At 60.4% G+C, this 23,166-nt stretch carries 27 protein-coding genes; 17 read left to right on the forward strand and 10 right to left on the reverse strand.

Translation table 11 applies throughout. The annotated features are described in order from the left end of the window. The first annotated feature begins 144 nt into the window (after positions 1-144). Both ada and AC4PR2_RS03960 read left to right on the forward strand, forming a co-directional pair. Positions 145-1,200, forward strand: a complete 1,056-nt coding sequence (gene ada, locus AC4PR2_RS03955; RefSeq protein WP_337046506.1) for a bifunctional DNA-binding transcriptional regulator/O6-methylguanine-DNA methyltransferase Ada — start codon at positions 145-147, stop codon at positions 1,198-1,200. Beyond that, the gene (locus AC4PR2_RS03960; RefSeq protein ID WP_197802454.1) at positions 1,197-1,910 is read left to right on the forward strand and encodes a 2OG-Fe(II) oxygenase; all 714 of its coding nucleotides are present in this window, start codon (positions 1,197-1,199) and stop codon (positions 1,908-1,910) included. The genes ada and AC4PR2_RS03960 overlap by 4 nt, the downstream gene beginning before the upstream one ends. Here AC4PR2_RS03960 and tehB read toward each other — a convergent pair. Further along, positions 1,905-2,768, reverse strand: a complete 864-nt coding sequence (gene tehB / locus AC4PR2_RS03965; RefSeq protein WP_197658118.1) for an SAM-dependent methyltransferase TehB — start codon at positions 2,766-2,768, stop codon at positions 1,905-1,907. The two genes, AC4PR2_RS03960 and tehB, sit on opposite strands and share 6 nt — an antisense overlap. Positions 2,769-2,946: 178 nt before the next feature. Here tehB and AC4PR2_RS03970 point away from each other — a divergent pair, with 178 nt between their 5' ends. Then, entirely contained in the window at positions 2,947-4,050 is a 1,104-nt protein-coding gene (locus AC4PR2_RS03970; RefSeq protein ID WP_492174907.1) for a DUF1615 domain-containing protein, read from the forward strand. Positions 4,051-4,103: 53 nt separating this feature from the next. Here AC4PR2_RS03970 and AC4PR2_RS03975 read toward each other — a convergent pair whose 3' ends face one another. Then, positions 4,104-5,783 (reverse strand): alpha-keto acid decarboxylase family protein, encoded by a 1,680-nt coding sequence (locus tag AC4PR2_RS03975; RefSeq protein ID WP_330113312.1) that lies wholly within the window; start codon positions 5,781-5,783, stop codon positions 4,104-4,106. 674 nt (positions 5,784-6,457) lie between these two features. Here AC4PR2_RS03975 and AC4PR2_RS03980 point away from each other — a divergent pair. The 4 genes from AC4PR2_RS03980 (at position 6,458) to AC4PR2_RS03995 (ending at position 8,613) form a co-directional block, all read left to right on the forward strand. Beyond that, positions 6,458-6,937: an adenine nucleotide alpha hydrolase family protein gene (locus AC4PR2_RS03980; protein ID WP_060423210.1), complete on the forward strand. Its 480-nt coding sequence runs from the start codon at positions 6,458-6,460 to the stop codon at positions 6,935-6,937. 156 nt (positions 6,938-7,093) lie between these two features. After that, a complete protein-coding gene (gene pagP, locus AC4PR2_RS03985) occupies positions 7,094-7,684 on the forward strand; it encodes a lipid IV(A) palmitoyltransferase PagP (RefSeq protein ID WP_025301698.1) in 591 nt (196 codons plus the stop codon). Positions 7,685-7,810: 126 nt separating this feature from the next. Continuing rightward, the gene (locus AC4PR2_RS03990; RefSeq protein ID WP_330113313.1) at positions 7,811-8,299 is read left to right on the forward strand and encodes a YjjA family protein; all 489 of its coding nucleotides are present in this window, start codon (positions 7,811-7,813) and stop codon (positions 8,297-8,299) included. Between the two features lie 50 nt (positions 8,300-8,349). Further along, on the forward strand, positions 8,350-8,613 hold the full coding sequence (locus tag AC4PR2_RS03995; RefSeq protein ID WP_004940597.1) for a putative hemolysin: 264 nt from the start codon (positions 8,350-8,352) through the stop codon (positions 8,611-8,613). A 35-nt stretch (positions 8,614-8,648) separates the two neighbouring features. Here AC4PR2_RS03995 and AC4PR2_RS04000 read toward each other — a convergent pair whose 3' ends face one another. Both AC4PR2_RS04000 and AC4PR2_RS04005 read right to left on the reverse strand, forming a co-directional pair. Then, positions 8,649-9,266 carry a hypothetical protein gene (locus AC4PR2_RS04000; protein ID WP_047728779.1) on the reverse strand — a complete coding sequence of 206 codons (618 nt, stop codon included), beginning with the start codon at positions 9,264-9,266 and terminating at the stop codon, positions 8,649-8,651. A 106-nt stretch (positions 9,267-9,372) separates the two neighbouring features. Beyond that, the gene (locus tag AC4PR2_RS04005; RefSeq protein ID WP_060440611.1) at positions 9,373-10,062 is read right to left on the reverse strand and encodes a ZIP family metal transporter; all 690 of its coding nucleotides are present in this window, start codon (positions 10,060-10,062) and stop codon (positions 9,373-9,375) included. Positions 10,063-10,200: 138 nt separating this feature from the next. Between AC4PR2_RS04005 and AC4PR2_RS04010 the strand changes: the two genes are divergently transcribed. Continuing rightward, entirely contained in the window at positions 10,201-10,983 is a 783-nt protein-coding gene (locus tag AC4PR2_RS04010; protein ID WP_070915501.1) for a DeoR/GlpR family DNA-binding transcription regulator, read from the forward strand. A 2-nt stretch (positions 10,984-10,985) separates the two neighbouring features. Continuing rightward, positions 10,986-11,369 carry a VOC family protein gene (locus tag AC4PR2_RS04015; protein WP_180548152.1) on the forward strand — a complete coding sequence of 128 codons (384 nt, stop codon included), beginning with the start codon at positions 10,986-10,988 and terminating at the stop codon, positions 11,367-11,369. Here AC4PR2_RS04015 and AC4PR2_RS04020 read toward each other — a convergent pair whose 3' ends face one another. After that, positions 11,370-12,278: a LysR family transcriptional regulator gene (locus AC4PR2_RS04020; RefSeq protein ID WP_180548153.1), complete on the reverse strand. Its 909-nt coding sequence runs from the start codon at positions 12,276-12,278 to the stop codon at positions 11,370-11,372. 125 nt (positions 12,279-12,403) lie between these two features. Between AC4PR2_RS04020 and AC4PR2_RS04025 the strand changes: the two genes are divergently transcribed. From AC4PR2_RS04025 to AC4PR2_RS04045, 5 genes are all read left to right on the forward strand, one after another. Further along, entirely contained in the window at positions 12,404-13,285 is an 882-nt protein-coding gene (locus tag AC4PR2_RS04025; RefSeq protein WP_038873171.1) for a pirin family protein, read from the forward strand. Between the two features lie 117 nt (positions 13,286-13,402). Beyond that, positions 13,403-14,029 (forward strand): isochorismate family cysteine hydrolase YcaC, encoded by a 627-nt coding sequence (gene ycaC / locus AC4PR2_RS04030; RefSeq protein ID WP_060423224.1) that lies wholly within the window; start codon positions 13,403-13,405, stop codon positions 14,027-14,029. Positions 14,030-14,183: 154 nt separating this feature from the next. After that, the gene (locus AC4PR2_RS04035) at positions 14,184-14,513 is read left to right on the forward strand and encodes a hypothetical protein (protein ID WP_025301705.1); all 330 of its coding nucleotides are present in this window, start codon (positions 14,184-14,186) and stop codon (positions 14,511-14,513) included. 75 nt (positions 14,514-14,588) lie between these two features. After that, positions 14,589-15,041, forward strand: a complete 453-nt coding sequence (locus tag AC4PR2_RS04040; protein WP_330113314.1) for a thiol-disulfide oxidoreductase DCC family protein — start codon at positions 14,589-14,591, stop codon at positions 15,039-15,041. A gap of 86 nt (positions 15,042-15,127) precedes the next feature. Continuing rightward, positions 15,128-15,379 (forward strand): hypothetical protein, encoded by a 252-nt coding sequence (locus tag AC4PR2_RS04045; protein WP_033642017.1) that lies wholly within the window; start codon positions 15,128-15,130, stop codon positions 15,377-15,379. Here the strand turns inward: AC4PR2_RS04045 and AC4PR2_RS04050 are convergent. From AC4PR2_RS04050 to AC4PR2_RS04060, 3 genes are all read right to left on the reverse strand, one after another. After that, positions 15,370-15,918 (reverse strand): GNAT family N-acetyltransferase, encoded by a 549-nt coding sequence (locus tag AC4PR2_RS04050; protein ID WP_197827246.1) that lies wholly within the window; start codon positions 15,916-15,918, stop codon positions 15,370-15,372. The genes AC4PR2_RS04045 and AC4PR2_RS04050 overlap by 10 nt on opposite strands. A gap of 95 nt (positions 15,919-16,013) precedes the next feature. Beyond that, positions 16,014-16,760, reverse strand: a complete 747-nt coding sequence (locus tag AC4PR2_RS04055) for a DUF2076 domain-containing protein (protein WP_197827247.1) — start codon at positions 16,758-16,760, stop codon at positions 16,014-16,016. A 125-nt stretch (positions 16,761-16,885) separates the two neighbouring features. After that, positions 16,886-17,671, reverse strand: a complete 786-nt coding sequence (locus AC4PR2_RS04060) for a helix-turn-helix transcriptional regulator (protein WP_038873182.1) — start codon at positions 17,669-17,671, stop codon at positions 16,886-16,888. Between the two features lie 117 nt (positions 17,672-17,788). Between AC4PR2_RS04060 and AC4PR2_RS04065 the strand changes: the two genes are divergently transcribed. Next, complete coding sequence (locus tag AC4PR2_RS04065) at positions 17,789-18,559, forward strand: class I SAM-dependent methyltransferase (RefSeq protein ID WP_087763262.1); 771 nt, start codon at positions 17,789-17,791, stop codon at positions 18,557-18,559. 57 nt (positions 18,560-18,616) lie between these two features. Here AC4PR2_RS04065 and aqpZ read toward each other — a convergent pair whose 3' ends face one another. Continuing rightward, complete coding sequence (gene aqpZ, locus AC4PR2_RS04070; RefSeq protein ID WP_100396238.1) at positions 18,617-19,312, reverse strand: aquaporin Z; 696 nt, start codon at positions 19,310-19,312, stop codon at positions 18,617-18,619. A gap of 427 nt (positions 19,313-19,739) precedes the next feature. Between aqpZ and AC4PR2_RS04075 the strand changes: the two genes are divergently transcribed. Beyond that, a complete protein-coding gene (locus tag AC4PR2_RS04075) occupies positions 19,740-21,101 on the forward strand; it encodes an esterase-like activity of phytase family protein (RefSeq protein WP_492174908.1) in 1,362 nt (453 codons plus the stop codon). Between the two features lie 197 nt (positions 21,102-21,298). Here the strand turns inward: AC4PR2_RS04075 and AC4PR2_RS04080 are convergent, their stop codons facing one another. Next, the gene (locus AC4PR2_RS04080; protein WP_492174909.1) at positions 21,299-22,474 is read right to left on the reverse strand and encodes a low temperature requirement protein A; all 1,176 of its coding nucleotides are present in this window, start codon (positions 22,472-22,474) and stop codon (positions 21,299-21,301) included. A gap of 309 nt (positions 22,475-22,783) precedes the next feature. On the opposite strand from AC4PR2_RS04080, the gene AC4PR2_RS04085 reads away from it, so the two are divergent. Next, positions 22,784-23,068: a YdgH/BhsA/McbA-like domain containing protein gene (locus tag AC4PR2_RS04085; protein WP_038873191.1), complete on the forward strand. Its 285-nt coding sequence runs from the start codon at positions 22,784-22,786 to the stop codon at positions 23,066-23,068. The last annotated feature ends 98 nt before the right edge of the window (positions 23,069-23,166 follow it).

Genomic DNA, 23,166 nt, shown 5'->3' on the forward strand with positions numbered 1-23,166 from the left:
GTAATAAACTTCATGTTGTTGGTTAAAAATTGTCGAAACATTGTTGAAAACGTCGGCGCCGAATTAAAAAGCAAGAGTCGGCGTGTTTCGCCAACGGCCCGTCACTATGCTGGTTAACATCGAAACCGCAGTGAGGAACGGATGATGAAAAACGTAATCGACAGCGCCGATCCGCGCTGGCTGGCGATCGTCAGCCGCGACAAGCACGCCGACGGCCGCTTTATCTACGCGGTGAAAACCACCGGCGTGTATTGCTCACCTTCTTGCCCATCACGCCAGCCGAACCGGCAAAACGTGGAGCTGTTCGACGACGCCGAACAGGCGGAAGCGGCGGGTTATCGGCCCTGCAAACGCTGCCGCCAGGGGCTGACGCCGTTGACGGAGCAGCATGCGCGGCAGATAGCCGAGGCCTGCCGCTACATCGAACGGGCGGAGAAAGCGCCGTCGCTGCAGACGCTGGCGCGCCACGTCGGGTTGAGCCAATACCATTTCCACCGGCTGTTCAAAGCGATCACCGGCCTGACGCCGAAAGGCTATGCCGACGCGCAGCGCAGCCAACGGCTGCGCACCGGTCTTACGCAGCAGGAGACGGTGACCGACGCGATCTTCGACGCCGGTTATGGCGCCAACGGCCGCTTCTATCAGCAAGCCAACGCCGCACTGGGCATGACGCCGAAGGCCTACCGGTCGGGCGGCAAAGGCATGCGCATCCATTTCGCCGTCGGGCGCTGTTCGCTGGGTGAGATCCTGGCGGCGCAGAGCGAGGTGGGCATCTGCGCCATTCTGCTGGGGGACGATGCGCAGCGGTTGGTGCAGGATCTGCAGGACAAGTTCCCTAATGCCGAGCTGATCGGCGGCGATGCGCAGTATGAAGCGCTGATGGCGCAGGTGGTGGGGTTGATTGAAGCGCCGGAAAATGGGCTGGTGCTGCCGCTGGATATTCGCGGCACCGCGTTTCAACAGCGGGTTTGGCAGGCGCTGCGGGCGATACCGGTCGGCGAAACCGTCAGCTATGCCGATATCGCCCGGCGCATCGGCGCGCCCAAAGCGGTGCGCGCGGTGGCCGGCGCCTGCGCCGCCAACGTGCTGGCGGTGGCGATCCCCTGTCACCGGGTGGTGCGCAACGACGGCGCCCTGTCCGGCTATCGCTGGGGCGTCGAGCGCAAGCAAGCCTTGCTGGAAAAAGAGGCGCAGCGATGAGCGGCCCGCTGGCGGCGCGGCTGGCCGAATTGGACTGGGCGGCGATTGAACGCGAACTCGATGCGCAGGGCTGCGCGCGGTTGCCAGGCGTGCTCAGCCAAGACCTGTGCCGCGAGCTGGCGGCGCTCTACCCGCACGATGCGCACTTCCGCAGCCGCGTCGTGATGGCGCGGCACGGTTTTGGCCGCGGCGAGTACCGGTATTTCGCCTATCCGCTGCCGCCACCGGTGGCCGAGGTGCGCAGCCTGATGTATGCACGGCTGGCGCCGGTGGCCAACCGCTGGAATACCTTATTGGGCTTGACGGCGCGCTATCCCGCCGAACACGAGGCCTACCTGGCCGAATGCCACCGGGCCGGCCAACGGCGGCCGACGCCGCTGCTGTTGCGTTACGAAGCGGGGGATTACAACTGCCTGCATCAGGATCTGTACGGCGAGCGGGTGTTTCCGCTGCAGGTGGCGTTTTTACTCTCCGCCCCTGAACGGGACTTCACCGGCGGCGAATTCGTGTTGACCGAACAGCGGCCGCGGATGCAGAGCCGGCCTGAGGTGGTGCCGCTGCAGCAGGGCGACGCGGTAGTGTTCGCGGTGCATCACCGGCCGGTGGCGGGAGTGAAAGGCTACTATCGGGTCAATCTGCGCCACGGCGTCAGCCGGATACGCGCCGGCCAACGCCACACGCTGGGGGTGATCTTTCACGACGCGCTATAGCTTGCGCGCCAGCAGGGTGGCGAAGCGCAGCGAGATGCGGTTGCCGGCGGCGTCGGTCTTGTGCAGTTGGCCGACGTCTTCGTTGTATTTGAGGATCTCCCAGTCGCGATAATAATGCTTCAGCTCACCCGGGCTGAAGGTGAACGGGAACGGCAGCGGGCAGGGATAATCCTCGGTATCCATCGCCGCCACGATCAGGTTATGGCCGCCGCGCACGGTGCTGTCCTGCATGTTTTGCACGATAGACGGAATTTGCTGGCGTTCGAGGAACATCATCACCACGGTGGACAGGATGAAGTCGTATTCGCCGCTGAAGCGGTGGGTATTGAGATCTTGCACGCTGGCGCTCAGGCGGGTCAGCTGCTCGGCATCGATGATCTGATTGAGGCGGTCTATCGACGGCGCGTGCTTGTCCCAGGCGGTGACGTCGAAACCTTTCAGATTGAGATAGAGCGAATTGCGGCCGCCGCCGCAGCCCAGATCCAGCGCCTTGCCCGGCGCGATGCGCGCCGCCGCCTCGATCACTTCAGAGTGGGTGCGCGTCAGTTCGTATTTCTTGTGGTAGTAATCTTCCGGCGTGCAGTAAAACGCCAGCCGGCAGGTCATGTCGTCCGAGAAGGAAACGATGCGATGCCACTGCTGCGGTGCGATAAACGGCGGCTGGCTTTCGGGGCTGAACTGCCAGGTCTCGGTGGTGGCGCCGTCTTCGGTCATCATGGCGAACGTCAGGCTGCCGCTCAGGACGGTGAGCTTCGCCCAGGTGCCGCTCTGGGTGTTGTGGCGCTGGCGGAAGGCTTCCGGCAGCGTGTCGCTGTTCCATTCCGGCAGGGTTTTATAGCAAAGCAGCTGCTGCTCCATAAGGGGCTCCTCTGGCTGGGCAAGCAAAGTGATTTATATGATGTATATAAAATACATCTTTATGAGGCGTTTGAACATAGCGGCCTGACGGGAAGGCGCGGCGATATCTTTATACTGGATTGTGCGCGGCGGCTGGGCTAATTTCAGTGCTGTTCATGTCATCACGTTCAGGGAAAAGATGCCGATACCTCGTTTATTTCACCCGACGCCCTTCCGTTGGCTGAGCCTGGCCGCGCTGCTGGCGCTGGCGGGCTGTACCAGTAAAACCCCCACCACGGCGCCGGCGGCGCGCCCCGCCGACGTCAAAGCCCGACTGATGACGCTGATCCCGGCCAACGCCGGCGATCGTCAGGGCTGGGCTACCGATATTACCGCCGCCTTCGCCGCGCAGGGCATCGAGCCGAGCGATGAGAACCTGTGTTCGGTGCTGGCGGTGACCGAACAGGAGTCGACGTTCCAGGCCAACCCGCAGGTGCCGGGGCTGCCGAAGATCGCCTGGAAGGAGATCGATCGCCGTGCCGATCAGATGCACATCCCGAACTTTTTGGTGCACACCGCGTTGAAGATCTCGTCGTCGAACGGGAAGAGCTACAGCGAGCGGTTGGATAAGGTGCGTACCGAGAAGGATCTGAGCGATATCTTCGATGACATGATCGACCGCGTGCCGATGGGGCAGAAGCTGTTCGGGCATTTAAACCCGGTACATACCGGCGGCCCGATGCAGGTGAGCGTCGCCTTCGCCGAGGCGCACGCCAAAGGGTACCCTTATACGATCGACGGTTCGATTCGCCGCGAAGTCTTCAGCCGGCGCGGTGGCATGTACTTCGGCATTATGCATTTGCTGGGGTATCCGGTCGATTACAGCCGGCCGATTTATCGCTTTGCTGACTTCAACGCCGGCTGGTACGCCAGCCGCAACGCGGCGTTCCAAAACGCGGTCAGCCGGGCGAGCGCGATTCCGCTGGCGCTGGACGGCGACCTGATCGATTTCGGCAGCGACAAGCCCGGCTCGACCGAGCTGGCGGTGCGCACGCTCGGCAAGCGCCTGAACATGAGCGACAGCGCCATTCGCCGGGCGCTCGAGAAAGGCGACACGGCCGGCTTTGCCGACACCGACCTGTATAAGAAGGTCTACGCGTTGGCGGGCGGCAAGCTGCCGCGTGAGATGCTGCCGGGTATCCAGCTGGAGAGCCCGAAAATCACCCGCAAGCTGACCACCGCCTGGTTCGCCAAGCGGGTGGACGAACGCCGCCAGCGTTGCATGGCGCGCGCCGGCGGGTAACGACATAAAAAAATGCCGCCGGTGGCCTGAACCACCGGCGGCGCGGTAGCGCCTCAGGCGCTGCGGCGTGGGTTGGTCAGGCCGAAGTTAAAGCTGTTGCAGCGGTTGCAGAACTCTTTCATCACCGGCGGCGTGTCCATCATCGGCACTTTCACCTCGATAAACGCCAGCCGATCCTGCCGCGAGGCGCGTTCCAGGGCCATTTCCAGCTGCTGCGTGGTCTCCACCGCCACGCTGAACGGCTGCGCCTGAGTATTCAGCACCGCCGGCAGTTTGGCGTAGTCCCACGGGCCGATGTCGTTGTAGGACGAGTTTTCGCCGAGGATATACCGCTCGATGGTGTAGCCGTCGTTGTTGATCAGGAAGATGATCGGCTTTTGCTCGCAGCGCAGCAGGGTAGACACTTCCTGCGCGGTGAGCTGGAAGGAGCCGTCACCGATGAACAGCAGATGCCGGCGCTCCGGCGCCGCCATCAGGGTGCCGAGCAGCGCCGGTAGGGTATAGCCGATCGAACCCCAGATCGGTTGGTTGACCACCTTGACACCGCCGGGCATGCGCATGCCGCCGATGGCGGCGCCCGAGGTGCCGTTTTCCACCACCACCACGTCATCTGCCCGGATAAATCGCTGGATCCGTTGCCACAGATAGGCCTGGTCGATGGGGGTATCGCTCGGCGTCGCCAGTTTCTCTCGTGGATCGGGCAGCGGCGCCAGGGGCTGTACCGGCGCGTCTTCACTCAGATCCAGCAGCGCCTGCAGCAGATCCGCCGCCGCCACCGCCGGGTAGGAGGTGTTGTCCAGCTTCAGCGAGAACGGTTGGATATCCACCTGAGCGGCGGCGGGAATTTGCTGCGAGAAATAGCCGGTGGTGGAGTCCACCAGACGCACGCCGAAGCTCAGCACGCAGTCCGAGTGGGCCATGCGTTCATACAGTTCGGGGCGCGACAGGTTGCCGCTGTAGCCGCCCATCCAACCGGCGGTATCTTCCGGAATAATGCATTTGGCGGTCGGCATATTGGTCAGCGGAATGGCAAAGCGATGAGCGACCTCGATAACCCGCTGCTGCAGCTGATAGCGATCCACCATTTGGTCGATCAACATGATCGGGCGCTGTGCGCGTTTTATTTTGGTTAACAGCGCCATCGCCGCTAATTGCACATTGTATTTATCGCTGGCCGGCAACTGCGGCGCCGCTGCGGCTGCGGTGATTTCAATTTCGACGTCGCAAATATCGGAAGGCAGCTGTAAATAGACCGGTTTCTTCTCTATCCAGGCGCGGGAAATAACGCGTGGGATTTCCTGCGCGGCATTTTCCGGCGTAATCAAAGCTTGAGCGACGGTGAATTGTTTAAAACAGTTCATGACGTTGTCGAAATTGCCGTCGCCCAAGGTATGGTGCAATAGCTGATGATTCTTCATCGCATGCAGCGGCGGCGTGCCGGCGATGCAGACCACCGGTGAGGATTCGGCATAGGCTCCGGCTATGCCGGACAGCGCGGCCAGATCGCCAACGCCGTAGGTGACGATCAGCGCGCCGGCGCCTTTCATTCGGGCGTAGCCGTCGGCGGCGTAGGAGGCGTTCAATTCATTGCAGTTGCCGATAAACGCCAATCGGTCGTCGCTTTCCAGCAGTTCCAGCAGGCTGAGGTTATAGTCGCCGGGCACGCCGTAAATACGATCGACGTTCAGGGCGTGAAGCTGTTGCAGAATGAATGACCCGATAGTTATTTTCATTGATTGCTCCGGATTATTTATCTTTATTTTGTCAGGCGAAAATCAGCAAAAATAAATTGCTGGCGATGTTGTGTCGTTAGCTTTAACAGTTATTTAAAGCGTCGACTTGTTCAAGATAGGGTTGGCAGCCGGAAAATGGGCGGTTTGTATTCGGCGCTTTACGCGATTGAGTAATACATAAAAAGTAGGGGTATTGTGTATTGGAGTGCGGCGGTATTTTTCCTTGATGGAATATCAGCAGAGAAACGGCGCCGCGTTGGCATTTATCATGACGCAGGGGGAGTTTACCGGTACTTTTGATGCCGCGTTAAATCCTGCCTGGCGGTACCCGGCAGTTAGCCTGGAAAAGAAAAGCCGACGCTGACGTAAAGGGGAACTTTGGTGATCCGCCGCACGCTTATTTCAAGAAACTATCCCGTAACCAATTAAAAACAAAAAATTAACAGCGATCGTTTTTTATTCGTCGGTTTCCGTCAGCTTTGCTTTACGGGGGCGGCGGTGCGCGCCACGTCGGGCCGGCGTTAAAATGCGCCGCCACGGTCGCTAAGATAACGTGGTGGCCATCACATTCCGTGGGAAGTGATACGTAAACTTTTCTCTACGTGCGCGCAGATGGCGTATACCTACCAAAGAGGGCGGTGCCCCAGTGGCAATGACTGACGGGGGAAAGAGCGATGAAAAGCTATCGACACATTCTGGTACTGATTCACGATGAGCGCGATGGGCTGCCGTTACTGCGTCAAACGCTAGCGATGGTGGGCGGGCTGCCGATCGCCATCACCGTCGGCCACCTCAACGCCGACTATGCGGAGCTGGAGTACGGCAGCGATGCGCTGGTCAAAGATCGCCAGGCGCAGGAGGTGATCGCCGCCAAGGCGATGCTGAGCCGGCTGGTGAGCGCCGTCGAGGCGCCGGTTGCGGTCAAGGAAATCGTCACTATCCGGCGCTTTAAGGACGTCAACGATTTCATTCATCAGGCCGGTATCGATCTGGTGGTGGTCGGGCACCAGAATCGCCTGTTCGGTCTCTATTCCTCTTATTCCCTGGAGTTTGTGAACCGTCTCGATGTCGATGTGTTGGTCAAGCACCTTGCCCGCGAGTCGTGTGCGACAAAGCGGACTTTTCCCACGGCTTTGCCGCCCGAAAGGCGATAGCATACGCAGGCCGGCACAACCTGTTAAAAGTTACCGGGAATTTTCCGGTGCTAAACTTAACCAAAGCACAACGGGCGTTGGATAAATTAGATACAGCTTGATCTTGCCTGGGCTATCGGTAAGAATCTTCGGCCGTATTTTTACAGGAGCTTTACGATGTTTCTCAAACGGACTCTTTTGGCATGTTCTCTGGCGTTGATATTTCCTGCACTGCCTTCTTACGCTGAGGTTGGTACAGAAAGTGGCAATACCGCGCAGGCTGAAAAACCGGGTCTATGGCAGCGTTTTACCGATAACGTGGCGGAGACCTGGAACAACTCGCCTAACCACGATCTCTATATTCCGGCCATCACCTGGCACAACCGTTGGACTTACGATGATGAACATATCGATAAGTACAACGAGCGCCCGTGGGGGGCCGGTTACGGTATCTCCCGCTACGACAGCGACGGTGACTGGCACGGTATCTACATCATGGCGTTCAAGGATTCCTTCAACAAGTGGGAGCCGATCGGCGGCTACGCCTACGAGAAGATCTGGCGCCCGCTGGATGACAAGGATTTCCGCCTGGGGCTGGGCTTCACCGCCAGCGTCACCGCGCGTGACAACTGGAAATACATTCCTATCCCGGCACCGCTGCCGCTGGCCTCTATCGGCTATCAGCGGCTGACGTTCCAGGCGACCTACATTCCCGGCACCTATAACAACGGCAACGTGTTCTTCGCCTGGCTGCGCTGGCAGTTCTAAATTTCCTGAATTCCGAAAAACGGCGCGGCGGCGAGATAAAAGGAACTTGTCGCCGCCGGCGGCGTCGGAAGGGTATCCCGGCGCGCTGCGCCGATCGCATGCCGTTATTACAGGAGTTTTACCACTATGATCACCAAACATCGTTTACTGCTGGCCTTGGCGCTGTCCGCTACCCTGGCTAGCGGCGCCACTCAGGCTGCCGGGCTGATGGATTCCCTCAGCAGCGCGGCGGGCGAACTGAGCAAGTCGGGCGGCGACAGCAGCGGCGGCATGTCGCTCTCCTCGCTGACCGGCCTGTTGAACGGTGGCGACACGGCGTTGAGCTCCAGCAGCATGACCAATGCCGCCGGTATCCTGCAGTACTGTGTGAAAAACAACGTGCTGTCGGCTAACGGTGCCGAAGGGGTGAAAGATCAGCTGCTCAGCAAGCTGGGCATCACCAGCACCGAAAACGCCAAGAGCCAGGATTATCAGCAGGGCCTGGGCGGCTTGCTGCAGACCGGCGAAGGCAAGAGCCTGGATCTGAACAGCCTGGGTACCTCGCAGATCACCGAGAAGGTGAAGCAAAAAGCCTGCGATCTGGTGCTGAAACAGGGCAAATCCTTTATTTCATGATGAACGAACGGCGGAGCGCTCCGCCGTTCTTTTTTGCATAAGCTGGAAAAATGAAAAAAACGTTGATGCTTTCCCTGTTGGCGGGGATGACGATGTTGCAGGGGTGTTCCGTGAAATCCAACGATGCGCCGCCACCGCCGCAGGTGAAACCGATCGGCATGGCGAACCCGGCCGACGTGTATTGCACCCAAATCGGCGGCAAGCTGAATGCCAAAGAGAACGCGGCAGGCCAGTATTCCACCTGCACCTTGCCGAGTGGGCAGGAAATTGAAAGCTGGGAACTGTTCCGCCGCGATCACCCGGTGAAAAAGTAACCCTCGCGGCGCCGGCGCTTCCGCCCGGCGCCCGATCAGAATTGGCGATCCCCTATCGACTGCAGCTGCAGGCTGCCGTCTTTTTGTAGCGTCAGCGGCATGCGCCAATCGCTCTGTTTATCCAGGTTGAACGGCCGGGAGCGGAACATGCAGCCGGTCTTGATGTTCTTGATTTTCATGACGTGTTCCGCGTCCGCATTGATTTTCACCTCGAAGCTGCCGGCGGGCGGAATAAAGACTTCAGCCAGCTGCTGCGGTGCCGTCGGCGTTTCCAGCTTGACCAGCACCGCGAAATCGTTGCCCTGATTATCCAGCGTCAGCCGATGCAGACCGGTCGCGGGCAGCCGCGTCGGCTGGTGCAGATAACCGGCTGAGGCGGGCCACGGCTGCCCGGCATTGTCGTGCAGCGGCCCCCCGCACTGTTCACGCGCCTCGCGCAGCGGCATTTCGCGCTTTATCGCGCGGTTGTAATCGGTGGGGGCGGCGAGGCTGAACTCGTCGTCATATTGATGAGCGCGCAGATAGCGCTTGGCGCCGAGCACCGCGATGGCGACCAGCATAAAGAACAAAAATATCCTCAGGCGATTTTTAAAAATCAGCCCGAACAGCTTCCCGGGGAGTTGAAACAGCCACCTTGCGATCGTCAATAACATCGTTTTCCCTTTACGCCCAAGCCGTTACGTCTACGGTAACTTCGCCTGCCTCAGTATAGCCAAAGCGTTGCCTCCGGGCGGCATGCGCCATGAAATTCCTGTTTTTTTACCCCAAACCTTCCTCTAACAGCAACAGCAGCAGGAAGCCGGCAAAGAACATCGCGGTGGCGAACGGTGTCTCTTTTCCGCCTTCATGCGCTTCGACCAGCAGCTCCTCGGTGACCAGGTAGAGCAGGGCGATCAGGCCAAAGGCCAAAAAGGCGGTCAGCCAAAATGCGCCCAGCATGGCCACCGGCGCCCCCAGCAGGCCACCGATGGGCAGCAGCAGCGCCAGGCCGACTATCGCCGCCATGGCCCGCAGCCGCCTGCCGAGAAAGTCTTTCAAATCGCCGACGATCGACAACCCCAGGAACAGCACTTCCAGCGTCAACGCCAGCGTCAACAGCAGACCGGCCTTGGCACCGGCCGCGAAGGCAATACCCAGCACCAGCCCATCGATAAAGATATCGACGCCGACCGCGGCGATAAAACCGACCGGCCCCTGCGCTTTTTCACCCAGTTGCCTAACCAACAGCATTAACAGCACCCCCGCAGCGCCGCCCAGCAACACGGCCAAAGGCGACTGCTGCTTGAGATCGGGCAGGATTTCGGTGGCGGCGGCGGCAAAAACGATGCCGGCGGTAAAGTGATGGATGACGCGCATCGTGGCGGCACCGGGGCGGCGATAGAGTGCCACCGCAGCGCCGATGACGGTGGCTGCGGCGGGAAACAGCGTATAAAGCACGGCGGAGGTCATCGCGTCATAATCCCTTATCGGTGATGTCACTCTCAGTCTAGACGAGCGCCGCCGCTTCAGCGTGGCGAAAAAAATGATTGTTCGATTTTGTACGTTTGTGTACATTTGTGATCACTTTAGCGTCACCGGATTTACGCGATGTCCAAACTGTTACCGAATGAACGCCACCAGGCCATTCTCGACGCGCTTCGCCAACAGGGGCGGGTGCTGGCCCTGGAGATGGCGCAGCGGTTGAATACCACCGAAGCCACCATCCGCCGCGATCTGCGCCAGCTGGCGGCGCAGAACCTGTGTAAACGTATCTATGGCGGCGCGCTGGCGCCGACGCCGGCCGAAGGCCCCGTTGCGGCGCGCATGGCGCTCAGCGGCGATGAGAAGCTGACGCTGGCGCAGACCGCGCTGGGGTTGATCGGTGAAGAGCAGCTGATCTTCCTCGATGCCGGCAGCACCCACCTGTATCTGGCGGATCTGTTGCCGCGCGATCGGCGTTTGACGGTGGTGACCAATGCATTGAGCATCGCCGGCAAAATGCTGGAACGGCCGGGGATCCGCACCATCCTGATCGGCGGTGAGCTGGATGCGCAGGTTGGCGGCTGCGTGGACGCCAAGGCGGCGGAAGAGATAGATGGTTTCCATTTCGATCTGGTGTTCACCGGCATCTGCGCCTACGACCCGGACGGCGGCTTCTCCGCGCTGAGCTACCAGGACGCCACCTTCAAAAAGCGGCTGCTGACGCGCGCCGGCAGCGTGGCGGTGCTGTGTACCCGCGACAAGCTCAATACCTACGCCCCTTACCCCTTCCTGCCCGCCGGGCGGGTGGATCATCTGGTGACGGCGCGCGGCGCGCACCCGCAGCTCGAGCTGCAGGTGGCGCAGGGCGGCGGCCAGGTTTGGCACAGCGATTTACCGACCGGAGAATGATGATGAAAATAGCCCATGTTGCCCTGTGGACCCGTGATATCGACGCGCAGCTGGCGTTTTGGCAGCGCTATTTCAACGGTGAGGCGGGTGAGGAGTACGTCAGCCGCAACCGGCAGGGGTTTGTTTCCCGTTTTGTCAGCCTGGCGGCCGGGCCGACGCTGGAGATCATGCGCGTGCCGACGCTGTTGCCGGCGCTGGCCCAGGAAGAACGGGTGGGCTGGGCGCACATCGCGCTGTCGCTGGGGGATGAACGGCAGGTCGACCGGTTGGCGCAGCGCGCGCAGCAGGAGGGTATCCTGCAGTCCGCGCCGCGCTGGACCGGCGACGGCTTCTATGAGGCCGTCATCCGCGATCCGGACGGCAACGCGATCGAAATTACCGCCTAATCACTCCTCTTCGATGCTGGCGAACTGCTCGCCCAGATAATCGAGCAGCAGCCGCACCGCCGGCAATAAACCGCGGCGCGACGGGTAGACCGCATGCACCACGCCGCCCTGCGGCTGCCAGCCGGGCAGCAGCTGGACCAGTTCGCCGCGCAGCATGTCGTCACGCATCATCATCGCCGGCAGCTGAACGATGCCGGCGCCGGCGATGGCGGCGGTGCGCAGCATCAGCATGTCGTCGGTGACCAGCCGCGGCGTGTGTTCCCACTCGACCCGTTCACCCTGCGGGCCGGTCAGCCGCCATTGGTGCTGAGCGCGCGCCGGGCCGAGATCGAGCGTCGGGTATTTACGCAGGTCTTCCGGCGTGTGCGCCGGCCCGAGGGTGCGCACCAGCGCCGGGCTGGCGGCGACGCACCAGGTGCGCTGCGCCAGGATCTTCAGCACCAGATCGCTGTCTTCCAGCGGCGGCGGCCGCACGCGGATCGCCAGATCCAACCCTTCCCCCACCACGTCCACCCGGCGGTTGGTGGCCTCCAGATGCACCATCACCTTCGGATAGTCGGCCATAAAGGCCGCCACCATGCTGCCGACGCGGGTGTGCAGGATCGCCACCGGGCACGACATGCGCACCGTGCCGCAGGGCTCGGCGCGCGTCTGTTCGATCGCCTGCTGCGCCGCTTCCGCTTCCACCAGCATCGCCTTGCAGTGTGCGTAATAGTTTTGGCCGACCTCGGTCACCGAGAAACGCCGCGTCGAGCGCTGGATCAGGCGCACGCCCAGCCGCTCTTCCAGCAGCGCCACGCGGCGGCTGAGCTTGGATTTGGGAATGCCCAGCGCCCGGCCGGCGGGAGCAAATCCCTGGTGATCGACCACGCTGGCGAAGAAAAACAGATCGTTCAGATCGGTCAGCATCGTATCCCTTATCGTTCTACCAGTAGAACGCTGAGTGTACATCTTGCCTACTACTGCAGCAAACCCCGACAGATTAAACTTCTGCCATCAACTTAAGGCCGTGAGGTCTGAAACGGGAGTTCAAGATGAAAAAAATCCTCGGTATTCACAACAGCCCAGAAGCGCATTGGGTCGGTAACGGTTTCCTGGTGAATTCGCTGTTCTCTTATAACGATTTGGGGGCGGAAATGAGCCCGTTCCTGCTGCTGGATCACGCGGCGCCCACCAAATTCCGCTCTGCCTCCGGCACCCGCGGCGTGGGTCAGCATCCGCATCGCGGGTTTGAAACGGTGACCATCGTCTATCAGGGCGAAGTGGAACACCGCGACTCGACCGGCAGCGGCGGGGTGATTGGCCCCGGCGACGTCCAGTGGATGACCGCCGCCTCCGGCATTCTGCACGAAGAGTTCCATTCGCGGGACTTCTCGCGCAAGGGCGGCACCATGGAAATGGTGCAGCTGTGGGTCAACCTGCCGGCCAAGGACAAAATGGCCGAGCCCGGTTACCAGACGCTGCTGAACGCCGATATTCCGGTGGTTCCGCTGGCAGACGGCGCAGGGCAGGTGCGGGTGATCGCCGGTGACTTTGGCGGCCACGCCGGCCCGGCACGCACTTTCAGCCCGCTCAACGTGTGGGATATGAAGCTGAATGCCGGCCACACCACCACGCTGACGGTGAAAGAAGGCCATACGCTGGCGCTGGTGATGCTGCACGGCGCGATCCTGGTCAACGGCGAAGAGGTGGTGCGCGAAACCCAAATGGTGCGTTTCGACCGGGCGGGGGATTCGATCACGATTGAAGCCAACAACGACGTCGCGCTGCTGGTGCTGAGCGGCGAACCGATCGATGAGCCTATCGTCGGCTACGGCCCGTTCGTCATGAACAGCGACGCGGAAATCCAGCAGGCGTTCCGCGACTTCAACAGCGGCAAGTTCGGTAGCATGAACGCCGAAGCGAGCGCCGGCTGACCTTGGTGCCTGGGGTGGGACGTGTTCCCCGGCCCAGGCGCTACACTTAAACCTCAACGCCCCGTCCCAGCGGCGGGGCGTTTCATCCGCAACATCAACCCCCACAGGAGTAAAACCATGACTGCAAATTACAAGCGCCTCGACAAGGACCAGGCCGCCGTATTGCTGGTGGATCATCAGGCAGGGCTGCTTTCGCTGGTGCGCGATATCGATCCCGATCGGTTTAAAAACAACGTGCTGGCGCTGGGTGATTTAGCGAAGTACTTCAATCTGCCGACCATTCTGACCACCAGTTTCGAAAACGGCCCCAACGGCCCGCTGGTGCCGGAGCTGAAGGCCCAATTCCCCGATGCCCCTTTTATTCCTCGCCCCGGCCAAATCAACGCCTGGGACAACGACGACTTCGTCAAGGCGGTAAAAGCCACCGGCCGTAAACAGCTGATCATCGCCGGTGTAGTGACCGAAGTGTGCGTGGCATTCCCGGCGCTGTCGGCGCTCAATGAAGGCTTTGAGGTCTTTGTGGTGACCGACGCCTCCGGCACCTTCAATGAGCTGACGCGTCAGTCGGCCTGGAGCCGCATGGAAGCCGCCGGCGCGCAGCTGATGACCTGGTTCGGCGTCGCCTGCGAGCTGCACCGCGACTGGCGCAACGACATCGAAGGCCTGGGCACGCTGTTCTCCAACCATATCCCGGACTACCGCAATCTGATGACCAGCTATAACACGCTGGCCGGCGGTAAGTAACACGGCGGCCCTTTACCCCACCTTTCGCCTTTCATCACGTTAGATGCGGGATGTAAGCAAAACGTAGCGGGGCGAAAAGGTAGCGAAAAGCGGCTTTCTCATTGGCCGGGGGCGGGGTAGCGTAATCCCGAACCCGGCAAATGAGGCTAATTCAATGAAACAAGCAATCAAGATCCTGGCGCTGCCCTGCATGGGCATGGCGCTGTTGTTCAGCGCGAGCGCGATGTCGGCCCCTGAGGCGCCTGCGGCCAAAGCGTTGCCGCCTGTGGCGGATGAACCGATGCGCATGCCGCCTTTCCCGGGCGGGCACCCGCCCAAACCGGGGTTCTGCCACGGCGGCGAACTGTTCTGCGCCACCTCGGCCAGCGACAATCCGGTGGAAACCATCAACAAACTGACGGCGGTGATCCCGGCGGGCAGCGCCAAGCATTACGAGGTGCGCGTCGCGGTGGTGGCCGTGCCTGACGCCCCGCCTGCGCCTTAACGGGCCCTGTCATCCCGCTCTGGTTCGCACGCTCAAGGCGCGTTAGGCTAAGGCGAGCGTTTATCGGGAGGCGGGATGACCCTTTTAGCACAACTGCCCTATCTCCAGTCCGGCGAGTGCGCGCTGTTGTTCGACGGCGAATGCAATCTGTGTCACGGGCTGGTGAGGTATCTTATTCGCGCCGATCGGCAGCGGCGCATTCTGTTGGCGACGGTGCAATCCGTCGAAGGGCAGGCGATCCTGCAGGCGCTGGGATTGCCGACCGATCGTTTCGATTCCGTGGTCTATGTTGAGCAGGGGCGTTATTGGCTGCGTTCGGCGGCGCTGTTCCAGGCGTTGCGCCAATTGGGGTGGCCGTACCGCGCGCTGGCGCTGGCGCGTTACCTGCCGCCGCGGCTGGCGGACAAGGTCTACGATGCGGTCGCCGGCAATCGCTACCGGCTGTTTGGCCGCAACGACGGCACCGGTTTGCCGGGCGCCGACCAGCCCGGGCGCTATCTGCCCCGGCGTCGGGAACCTCCGGCCTGAGCTTTACGCTTCTTTACCATCCAACCGCTTGAAATATCAGCACTCCAGCTCCATATAATGGAACGTTTAGCCAACAAGGAGCGCGTATGGGAATCAGTGAAGAAGAGCACATCCGCCGTTTGACCCAGGAGAAGAACGACATGGGCAATACGGCGAAATGGGTGGCGATCGTTTCCGCCGTGTACTTTGCCTTGATGGTGTTTTACGGCCACCCGACCGGCGTATTGGCGATGTCGGGCGCGGTGTTCATCGTTTCTACCGCCACCTGGCTGAAAAAGCGTCAGAAGGTCAAATCTTACCGCATGGCGTTGGCCAAAATCAGCGACGATCAGCCCTGATAGTCGCCGCGCTTTAGCGTATACACCAGGCTCGGCGCTGCGCCGGGCACGTCATCCAGCGTATCCACCCGCTGCATGCCAATCTTTTCCAGCACCCGCCACGAAGCCTGATTCTCCACGCGCACAATGGCAGAAATCTCACCCACCTCCAGACCGACAAACCCGTATTGCAGTGAAGCCCGCGCCATCTCGGTGGCCAGCCCCATGCCCCACACCCGGGTGTCGAAGCGATAGCCGAGGTTAACGGTGCGCTGCGCGCCGAGCGGTTTCCAGGACAAGCCGCCAAAACCGATAACCCAATCCGGCCGTTCGCGCAGGGCGAGCGCCCAGGAGCCGTAACCGTGTTGCCGCCAGACGGCGAGCCGCTCCTGCAGCGCCGAAGCGGCCTGCGCTTCGCTGGTGAGCGGGCCGGCGGGGTTGAAGCGTTGGGTTTGCGGATCGCCAAAGATGGCGTAGAAACGTTCGAGGTCTGTCATCACCGGCGGCCGCATCTGCAGGCGCTCGCTGAAGTACGGGGCTGAAGGATTAAAGCTCGGCATCGTTTCTCCCGGCCGGATCAATGAACAGCGTTCACTGTAGTCCAGATCGGCGAAACGGGAAATCCCCCTCTGCGGGTGAGAGGGGGAGAGGAGTATTACAGGAAGGAATCGTCGTCGTCGCTGTAATCGTCGTCGGCGTAGTCCGTGTCATCCTGATAGTTGGCGTTCTGGAAGCCGTTGTCCTGATTCAGGAAGCTGCCGCCGTCGCCGTTGTTGAAGGTATCAAGGTTGTTGGAGGCGTCGAAATTGCGCATCGCGCTGTCGTCCAGCGGTGCCGGGTTTTCTTCGATAATATTCACGATTTCCTGCGGCTGCGAATGGCGGAACATGCCGGTCAGCATGTCGGCCAATACCACGCCGCCGGCGACGCCCGCCGCGGTTTGCAAAGCCCCACCCAGGAAGCCGCCGGCGCGCGAAGGCGCCGCCTGCTGCGGTTGGGCATAGGCTGGCTGCTGCGGCTGTGAGTAGCCCCCTTGCTGCGCGTTGTTCCAGGCCGCCGTATTTTGCTGCTGCGCCTGATACTGTTCACGCGGGCTTGGCGTACTGCGGCTGCCGCCGCCGAACAGGCCGGCCAGGAAGCCGCCGCTGCTCTGTTGGCCGCTGGCGGTTTGCTGCAGCTGCGCGACCTGGGCTTCCAGCTCTTTGACCCGCTGGTCCATCTGTTTGAGCGCCGCTTCCTGAATGATCATTGCCTGCGCCATGTAATAAGGGGCGGAAGGCTGCTCGCGAATATGCTGATTAATTTGCTGTTCTGCCTGGAGATCCCGTGGGCCCGTCTTGGTCTCGGCTTCTTTCAGGCGGCCAAACAGACCATCGATAAGGCGTTGTTCTTCGGATTGCATAGGCGTACCTCGGGAGATAAATAACGGTGCTGGATGATCGTTGTCATCGGTAACAATCACCCTAGCGCGTTTGCATGAACCAATAAATAAATGGCGGGTAAACCTGTCTATGAATTTGTTACCAATTACGGCAGCGGGATCAGCATTACCAGCTTCAGACCGCCGTGCTCCGCCGGATGGAAGGTGAGCTGGCGATAGCGCAGCGCACCTTGCTGAGGGTGCTCGAACGCGCGCTCGCCGCCTTCGCGCGCCATCACGTCATGCTGTTTCCACCAGTGATTAAAGTCCGCGCTGTTGTGCGTCATGTTGCGCACGAAGGCGCGCATCTCTTCGGTGTTTTGGTGATGGCTGGTCTCGGCGCGAAACTCGGCCACCACGCGGCGGGCACGTTCTTCCCAATCGCTGACCAGCGTTTTCGCCAATGGGTGGAAGAACATGAAGTGCAGCAGGTTGGGGCTGTTGGCCACATCCAGCCAGCCGCTGAACAGCGCCGCCGCCTGCGGGTTCCAGGCGACGACGTTCCAGGTCACGTCCAGCAGGTAGCAGGGCACCGTCATTTGGTGCACGCTTTGCAGCACCGCGTCGTTGGCGGTTTCGCGGTGCGTTTCCTGCTCGGGATCGGCGACGCGCGCCAGGGTAAACAGGTAGTGGCGTTCGGCGGGGCCGAGCCGCAGCGCCTTGGCGATGCGTGCCAGCGTATAGGGGGAAATGGACACCTCGCGCCCCTGTTCGATCCAGGTATACCAGGTGGCGCTGATGCCGCTGATTTGCGCCAGCTCTTCGCGCCGTAGGCCGCTGGTGCGGCGGCGCGAGGAGCTGGGCAGGCCGAGCATTTCCGGCGTGATGCGCTCGCGGTGCGCGCGCAGGAATGCGCCGAGGGCCTTTGGCCCGGATAAGGCTTCTGATGACATAGCGTGGTACCTATTTATACCAGGATAACTGCTCATATTGTACCCGTATAGTAGCCTGATTATAGTAGCCGAAAGCCTTCAGGCACAGGCGCAAGCCGGATAATAACGGGAGCAAACATGAGCATCAGCAACAGCCATAAAAACGCGGTAGACCGGCAGTTCGGCGAGCAGGCCAACGCTTACTTAACCAGCGCGGTGCACGCGCAGGGCAAGGATTTACAACGCCTTGCACAGTTACTGGAACCGCACGCCGGCGCGCGTTTGCTCGATCTGGGCTGCGGCGCCGGGCACGCCAGCTTCACGGCGGCGGCCAGGGTGGCGCAGGTGGTGGCCTACGATCTGTCGGCGCAAATGTTGGCGGTGGTGGAGCAGGCGGCAGCGGAAAAAGGCTTGAGTAACATTCAGCTGCAGCAGGGCGTGGCGGAGTCTTTACCGTTTGAGGACGCCAGCTTCGATCTGGTCATCAGCCGCTATTCGGCGCACCACTGGCACGACGTTGGCCAGGCGCTGCGTGAGGTCAAGCGGGTACTCAAGCCGGGCGGCAGAGCGATCTTCATGGACGTGGTCTCGCCGGGGCATCCGCTGCTGGATATCTATCTGCAAACCGTGGAAGTGCTGCGCGACACCTCACACGTGCGCAACTATGCGCCGGGCGAGTGGCTGGCGTTATTGACCGAGGCTGGGTTGGTGGTGCGCGAGGTAACGTCGGATCGGTTGATGCTGGAGTTCGGCAGCTGGGTGGCGCGCATGCGCACGCCGGCGCATTTCGTTACCGCGATCCGTGCGCTGCAGCAAAGCGTGTCGCAGGAGGTCGCGGCGCACTTCGCCATTCAGCCGGACGGCTCCTTTACCAGCGATATCATGATGTTTGACGTGACGAAGGGCTGAAAGCAACGGGCCAGCCGATGAAGGCTGCCCCGTGAAACGCTATCGGCTGCGATGCGCTTATTTTTTATCTTCCAGCAGGCAGCGGTAGATCAGGCCGCCGATAATGCCGCCGACCAGCGGCACCAGCCAGAAGACCCACAGCTGCTGCAGCGCCCAGGTGCCCTGGAAGATCGCTACACCGGTGCTGCGCGCCGGGTTGACGGAGGTGTTGGTCACCGGGATGCTGATCAGGTGGATCAGGGTCAGCGTCAGGCCGATCGCCAGCGGGGCGAAGCCTGCCGGCGCGCGTTTGTCGGTCACGCCATGAATAACGATCAGGAAGAAGGCGGTCAGCACCAGCTCAATCACGATCGCGGCCTGCAGAGAATAACCGCCCGGTGAGTGTTCGCCGTAACCGTTGGAGGCGAAACCGCCTGCGGTGGCGTCGAAACCGGCTTTGCCGCTGGCGATCAAATACAGCACCGCCGCTGCGGCGATACCGCCGATCACCTGTGCGATAACGTAAGGGATCACGTCTTTCGCCGCGAAACGGCCGCCGGCGAATAAGCCAACGGTGATCGCCGGGTTAAAGTGCCCGCCGGAAATATGGCCGACGGCATAGGCCATCGTCACCACGGTCAGACCGAAAGCGAGCGCGACGCCGAGGAAACCAATACCCAGCTGTGGGAATGCCGCGGCTAATACTGCGCTACCACAACCACCAAACACCAACCAAAATGTGCCAAAAAATTCAGCAAAAAGTCGCTTTGACATAGATTCCATCCTGCGGAATTGACTAACGGGCGTTAGCACTAAAAACTATAGAACAGCTTTTTCAGTTCATGCAGATATTCTATAGAATTTTCTTAATGCACCTTGAATAACGGCGGTATTAAATCCCCGGTATTTTATTTTGTCTATGAGAAAAACGCCGTTTTTCGCCGTGCCTGCGCGCGTTTGCCGATTTTTTTATCTTTGATATAAGAATTTACCCTAAGCGAAATGACGGGTTATTTTCAGGCGCTTTTTTCCAGCGGTTTTCTCCATTCAATATCCCCAGGTTAATTGCTAATTTCTATTTGCCAGTCAACCTTCATTGTCTATTGCACATTTGACGAAGCGCCTGTTGTCATCTCAGTGTCATGCTAAATTAATATCTTCTTCTGCCTGATAACGCTTCGTTCAACCTCGGGTAAAAACCATGAAAATAAAATCGCTCTCCCTGCTGTTGGCTTCACTGTTTCCTGTATTCACCTACGCTGCAGATATTGAGGTAGCGCGTTATGTGGTCGGCTTCCCCGGCGGGGAACGCGTCGCCTATCAGGGGGCGTTCGCCAAGAATTTCCCGCAGGGGCTGCCGGTGGGGATCGGCTCCGGGCTGACGTTCAATCGCAAGCAGGGCGACGATCTGGTGCTGACGACGCTGACCGATCGCGGCCCGAATGCCGATGCCCCGGCGGTGGGCAAGCAAGAAGCCAAAATTTTCGCCAACCCGCGATTCGTGCCCCTGTTGATGGACATTCGCATCGGCGGCGGCAAGGCCGTGGCCGAGAATGCACGGCCCTTGCATGACGAAAAAGGGCCGATTAGCGGGCTGCCGCTGCCGAGCGAGCTGATTGGTTCCACGAACGAAGTGGCGTTGAACGACGCGTTGCAGCCGCTGTCCGGCGATCGCCGCGGGTTGGATACCGAAGGCATTACCGGTGACGGCAACGGTGGTTATTGGCTGTGTGATGAGTACGGTCCGTTTCTGATCCATGTCGACGGCAAAGGTAAAATTCTCGCCAAATACGGCCCAACGCCGCAGGCCGGCGAGCAGGCGGTCGCGGGCGGTTTGCCGAACATCCTGAAGTGGCGCCAGCCCAACCGTGGTTTTGAGGGGCTGACCCGGATGCCGGATGGGCGCATTCTGGCGGCGGTGCAGAGCACGCTGGATGTCGATGGCAAAAGCAAAAACAAGGCGCAGTTTACCCGGCTGGTGAGCTTCGATCCGCGCAGTGGCAAAACCGCCATGTACGGCTATCCCATCGATATCGACAGCTATAAAAAAGCCAAAGACGCCAAGATTGGCGATGTGGTGGCGTTGGACAACCAGCGTATCCTGTTGATTGAACAAGGAACCGGTAAAGATAAGACGATGATCAACAAGATCTATCTGGTGGATCTCGCGCAGGCCAGCGATCTGAGCGCGTTTGACGGCCAGGGGAAAGCGCTGGAGTTCGACGATGCGAAAGATCTCGCCAAACGCGGCGTGAAGCTGGCGCAGAAACAGGAAGTGGCGGACCTGCGCCAGTTGGGCTGGCGCCAGGAGAAAGCGGAAGGGTTGGCGCTGATCGACGATCGCACGCTGGCGGTGATTAATGACAACGATTTCGGCCTGCAGGCCAAGCTGGTGGACGCATCGCCAAAGAGCAAGAAAATCGGCGATTATCAGCTGGAGAAAGAAGGGCGGCTGAGCCTCGATGGCGACAAGACCGACGCCCGTATCGAATTGCGCCCGCTAGAGCAGCCGGAGTCGCTGAGCGAGCTCTGGGTGCTCACCTTGCCGCATCCCTTGAAGTGAGACAGCGGGGGCGATAGCGCCCCCGTCAGACCGTTGGCAAAGGAGGAAAAAACGTGGTTTTTCCTCCTTTGTGGCCATCAGCCGAAAATCAATAAATTGATTTTCCTTATTTTTTATCCGCTGCTCTCTGCAAACCCGGCAATGGCATGAGGTTTGTCATCAATCTCACAGCGGAGGCGGTGACGCCCCCGTTTGCTTCAGGCTTCCGCGTGCCGCTGCGGCGCTCTGCCGCGCGAGATGCTCTCCCACACCGCCACCACCACCATGATCAGCGTCGTCAGGCCATTGACCATCAGCAGATCGGTTAAATAGGCGATGGGGGCCAATACCGCCAGCGCCAGCAGCCCCACCAGGTGCGACAGCGATAAGCGATGATACACCAGCCGTTTATACAGCGCGTTGGCGAACAGGTAGAGTGCCGGGCCGAGCAGCAACACCGCCGCCGTGGCGTTTTGGATGCGGCCGTCGGGATGGGCGATCACCAGCTCGTTGGCCACGGCGCAGACGATGATCGCCCCCACCAGCGCGACGTGCACGTAATGGAAGTAAGCGCCCAGCTGGCCGGGGTTTTCCGCCTGGCTGATGGCATGGCTGCCGGCTTTGCTGCTGGTGTCGAAGTAGACCCACCACATCGCCAGGCTGCCGAGAAAGGCCACCAGCGAGGCGATGAGCACCGGCAGGCTCCAGCTTTCCATCTCGCTCAGGGTGGCGCCGGTGATCAGAATGGTTTCCCCCAGCGCCACGATCACGAACAGCTGGCAGCGTTCCGCCAGATGGTGACCCTCGATGGTCCATTCGCTGCTGCTGTCCGAGCGCCCCAGCACCGGCAGCCGGAAGCCGAACATCGGCGAGACGTATTCGCACAAGACCGCGACCGCCCACAGCGCCAGGCGGGCGTTGCCTTCCGCCAGCCCACCGGCGATCCAGAAGACGGCGGAGATGCACAGCCAGCCGAGGATGCGGTGAAAGTTTCGTTTTAACGGATGACCGGGCGCCAGCAGGCGCAGTACCGTGACGGAGCGCCCGACCTGAATGGCGACATAGAACAGCGCGAAGATCAGGCCGCGCTCGCCAAACGCCTGCGGCAGCGCGGCGGCGGCGAACAGCCCCAGCAGCATGATAGCGAACAGCAGCAGGCGGATCTGACGGGTATCCGGATTGAACCAGTTGGTGACCCAGGCGGTGTATTGCCAGGCCAGCCAGACGGCGAACCACAGCAACAGGGTTTCCAGCGCGCCAGTCAGCGTCAGGTGATGCAACAGATAGTGGGAAAGTTGGGTCACGGCGAAAACGTAGATCAGATCGAACAGCAGCTCGGAAAACGAGACTGAAGCGCCCTGACCGTCACGCACGCGCAGCAGGTTTTGCGACATAAGCGTTCTTCCTTAAAAGGGTAAGCCACAAAATCAGCGTAGCTCAGCGCGCCCCGGCGGGTAAAAAATCTTAAATAGCGGCGGCGCGCGTTCTTTCTTTCTCCCCGTCTTTAATTGTTCATCAAATAAGGGTAAGGTGAACCCTATAAAGTCATTTCCGCCTTAAAATACACACTCGCTCTCACTTCCTCCTTATTCTCCTCACAATGATTGATGTTCTTTACGTTGCATGACGTCCGTTTTCATTGGCTAGCGGATAATTAACATCACTGACAACGAGCTAATAAACAAGAACACCTGGAGTCAATCATGAAACTTATCCCAAGCATCGCAGCAGTATTGATCGCCGCCGCTTCCTTCTCCACTTTCGCCGCGCCGCTGTCGTCGGTGAAACAGGTCAACAGCGAACAGGCCGCCAATCTGCAAAGCCTCGGCGTGGTGTCGGTTTCCGGCATTAGCGGCTCACCGCATGACGCCATTCACGCCCTGAAAGAAAAAGCCGCGGCGGACGGCGCCGGCCATTACCGCATTATCGGTCTGGACACCCCCGGGGATTCCAGCAACTGGCGCGGCAATGCGGAAATTTATCGCTAAGCGTTGGTTTTTTACCCTCTGGCCACGGCAACGTGGCCAATAAAATAAACGGTCGTAATAATTATCTGATAGGGCGCGCGTGGGCGGCTTATTTTCAG

The organism is Serratia sp. A07 (assembly GCF_058725505.1).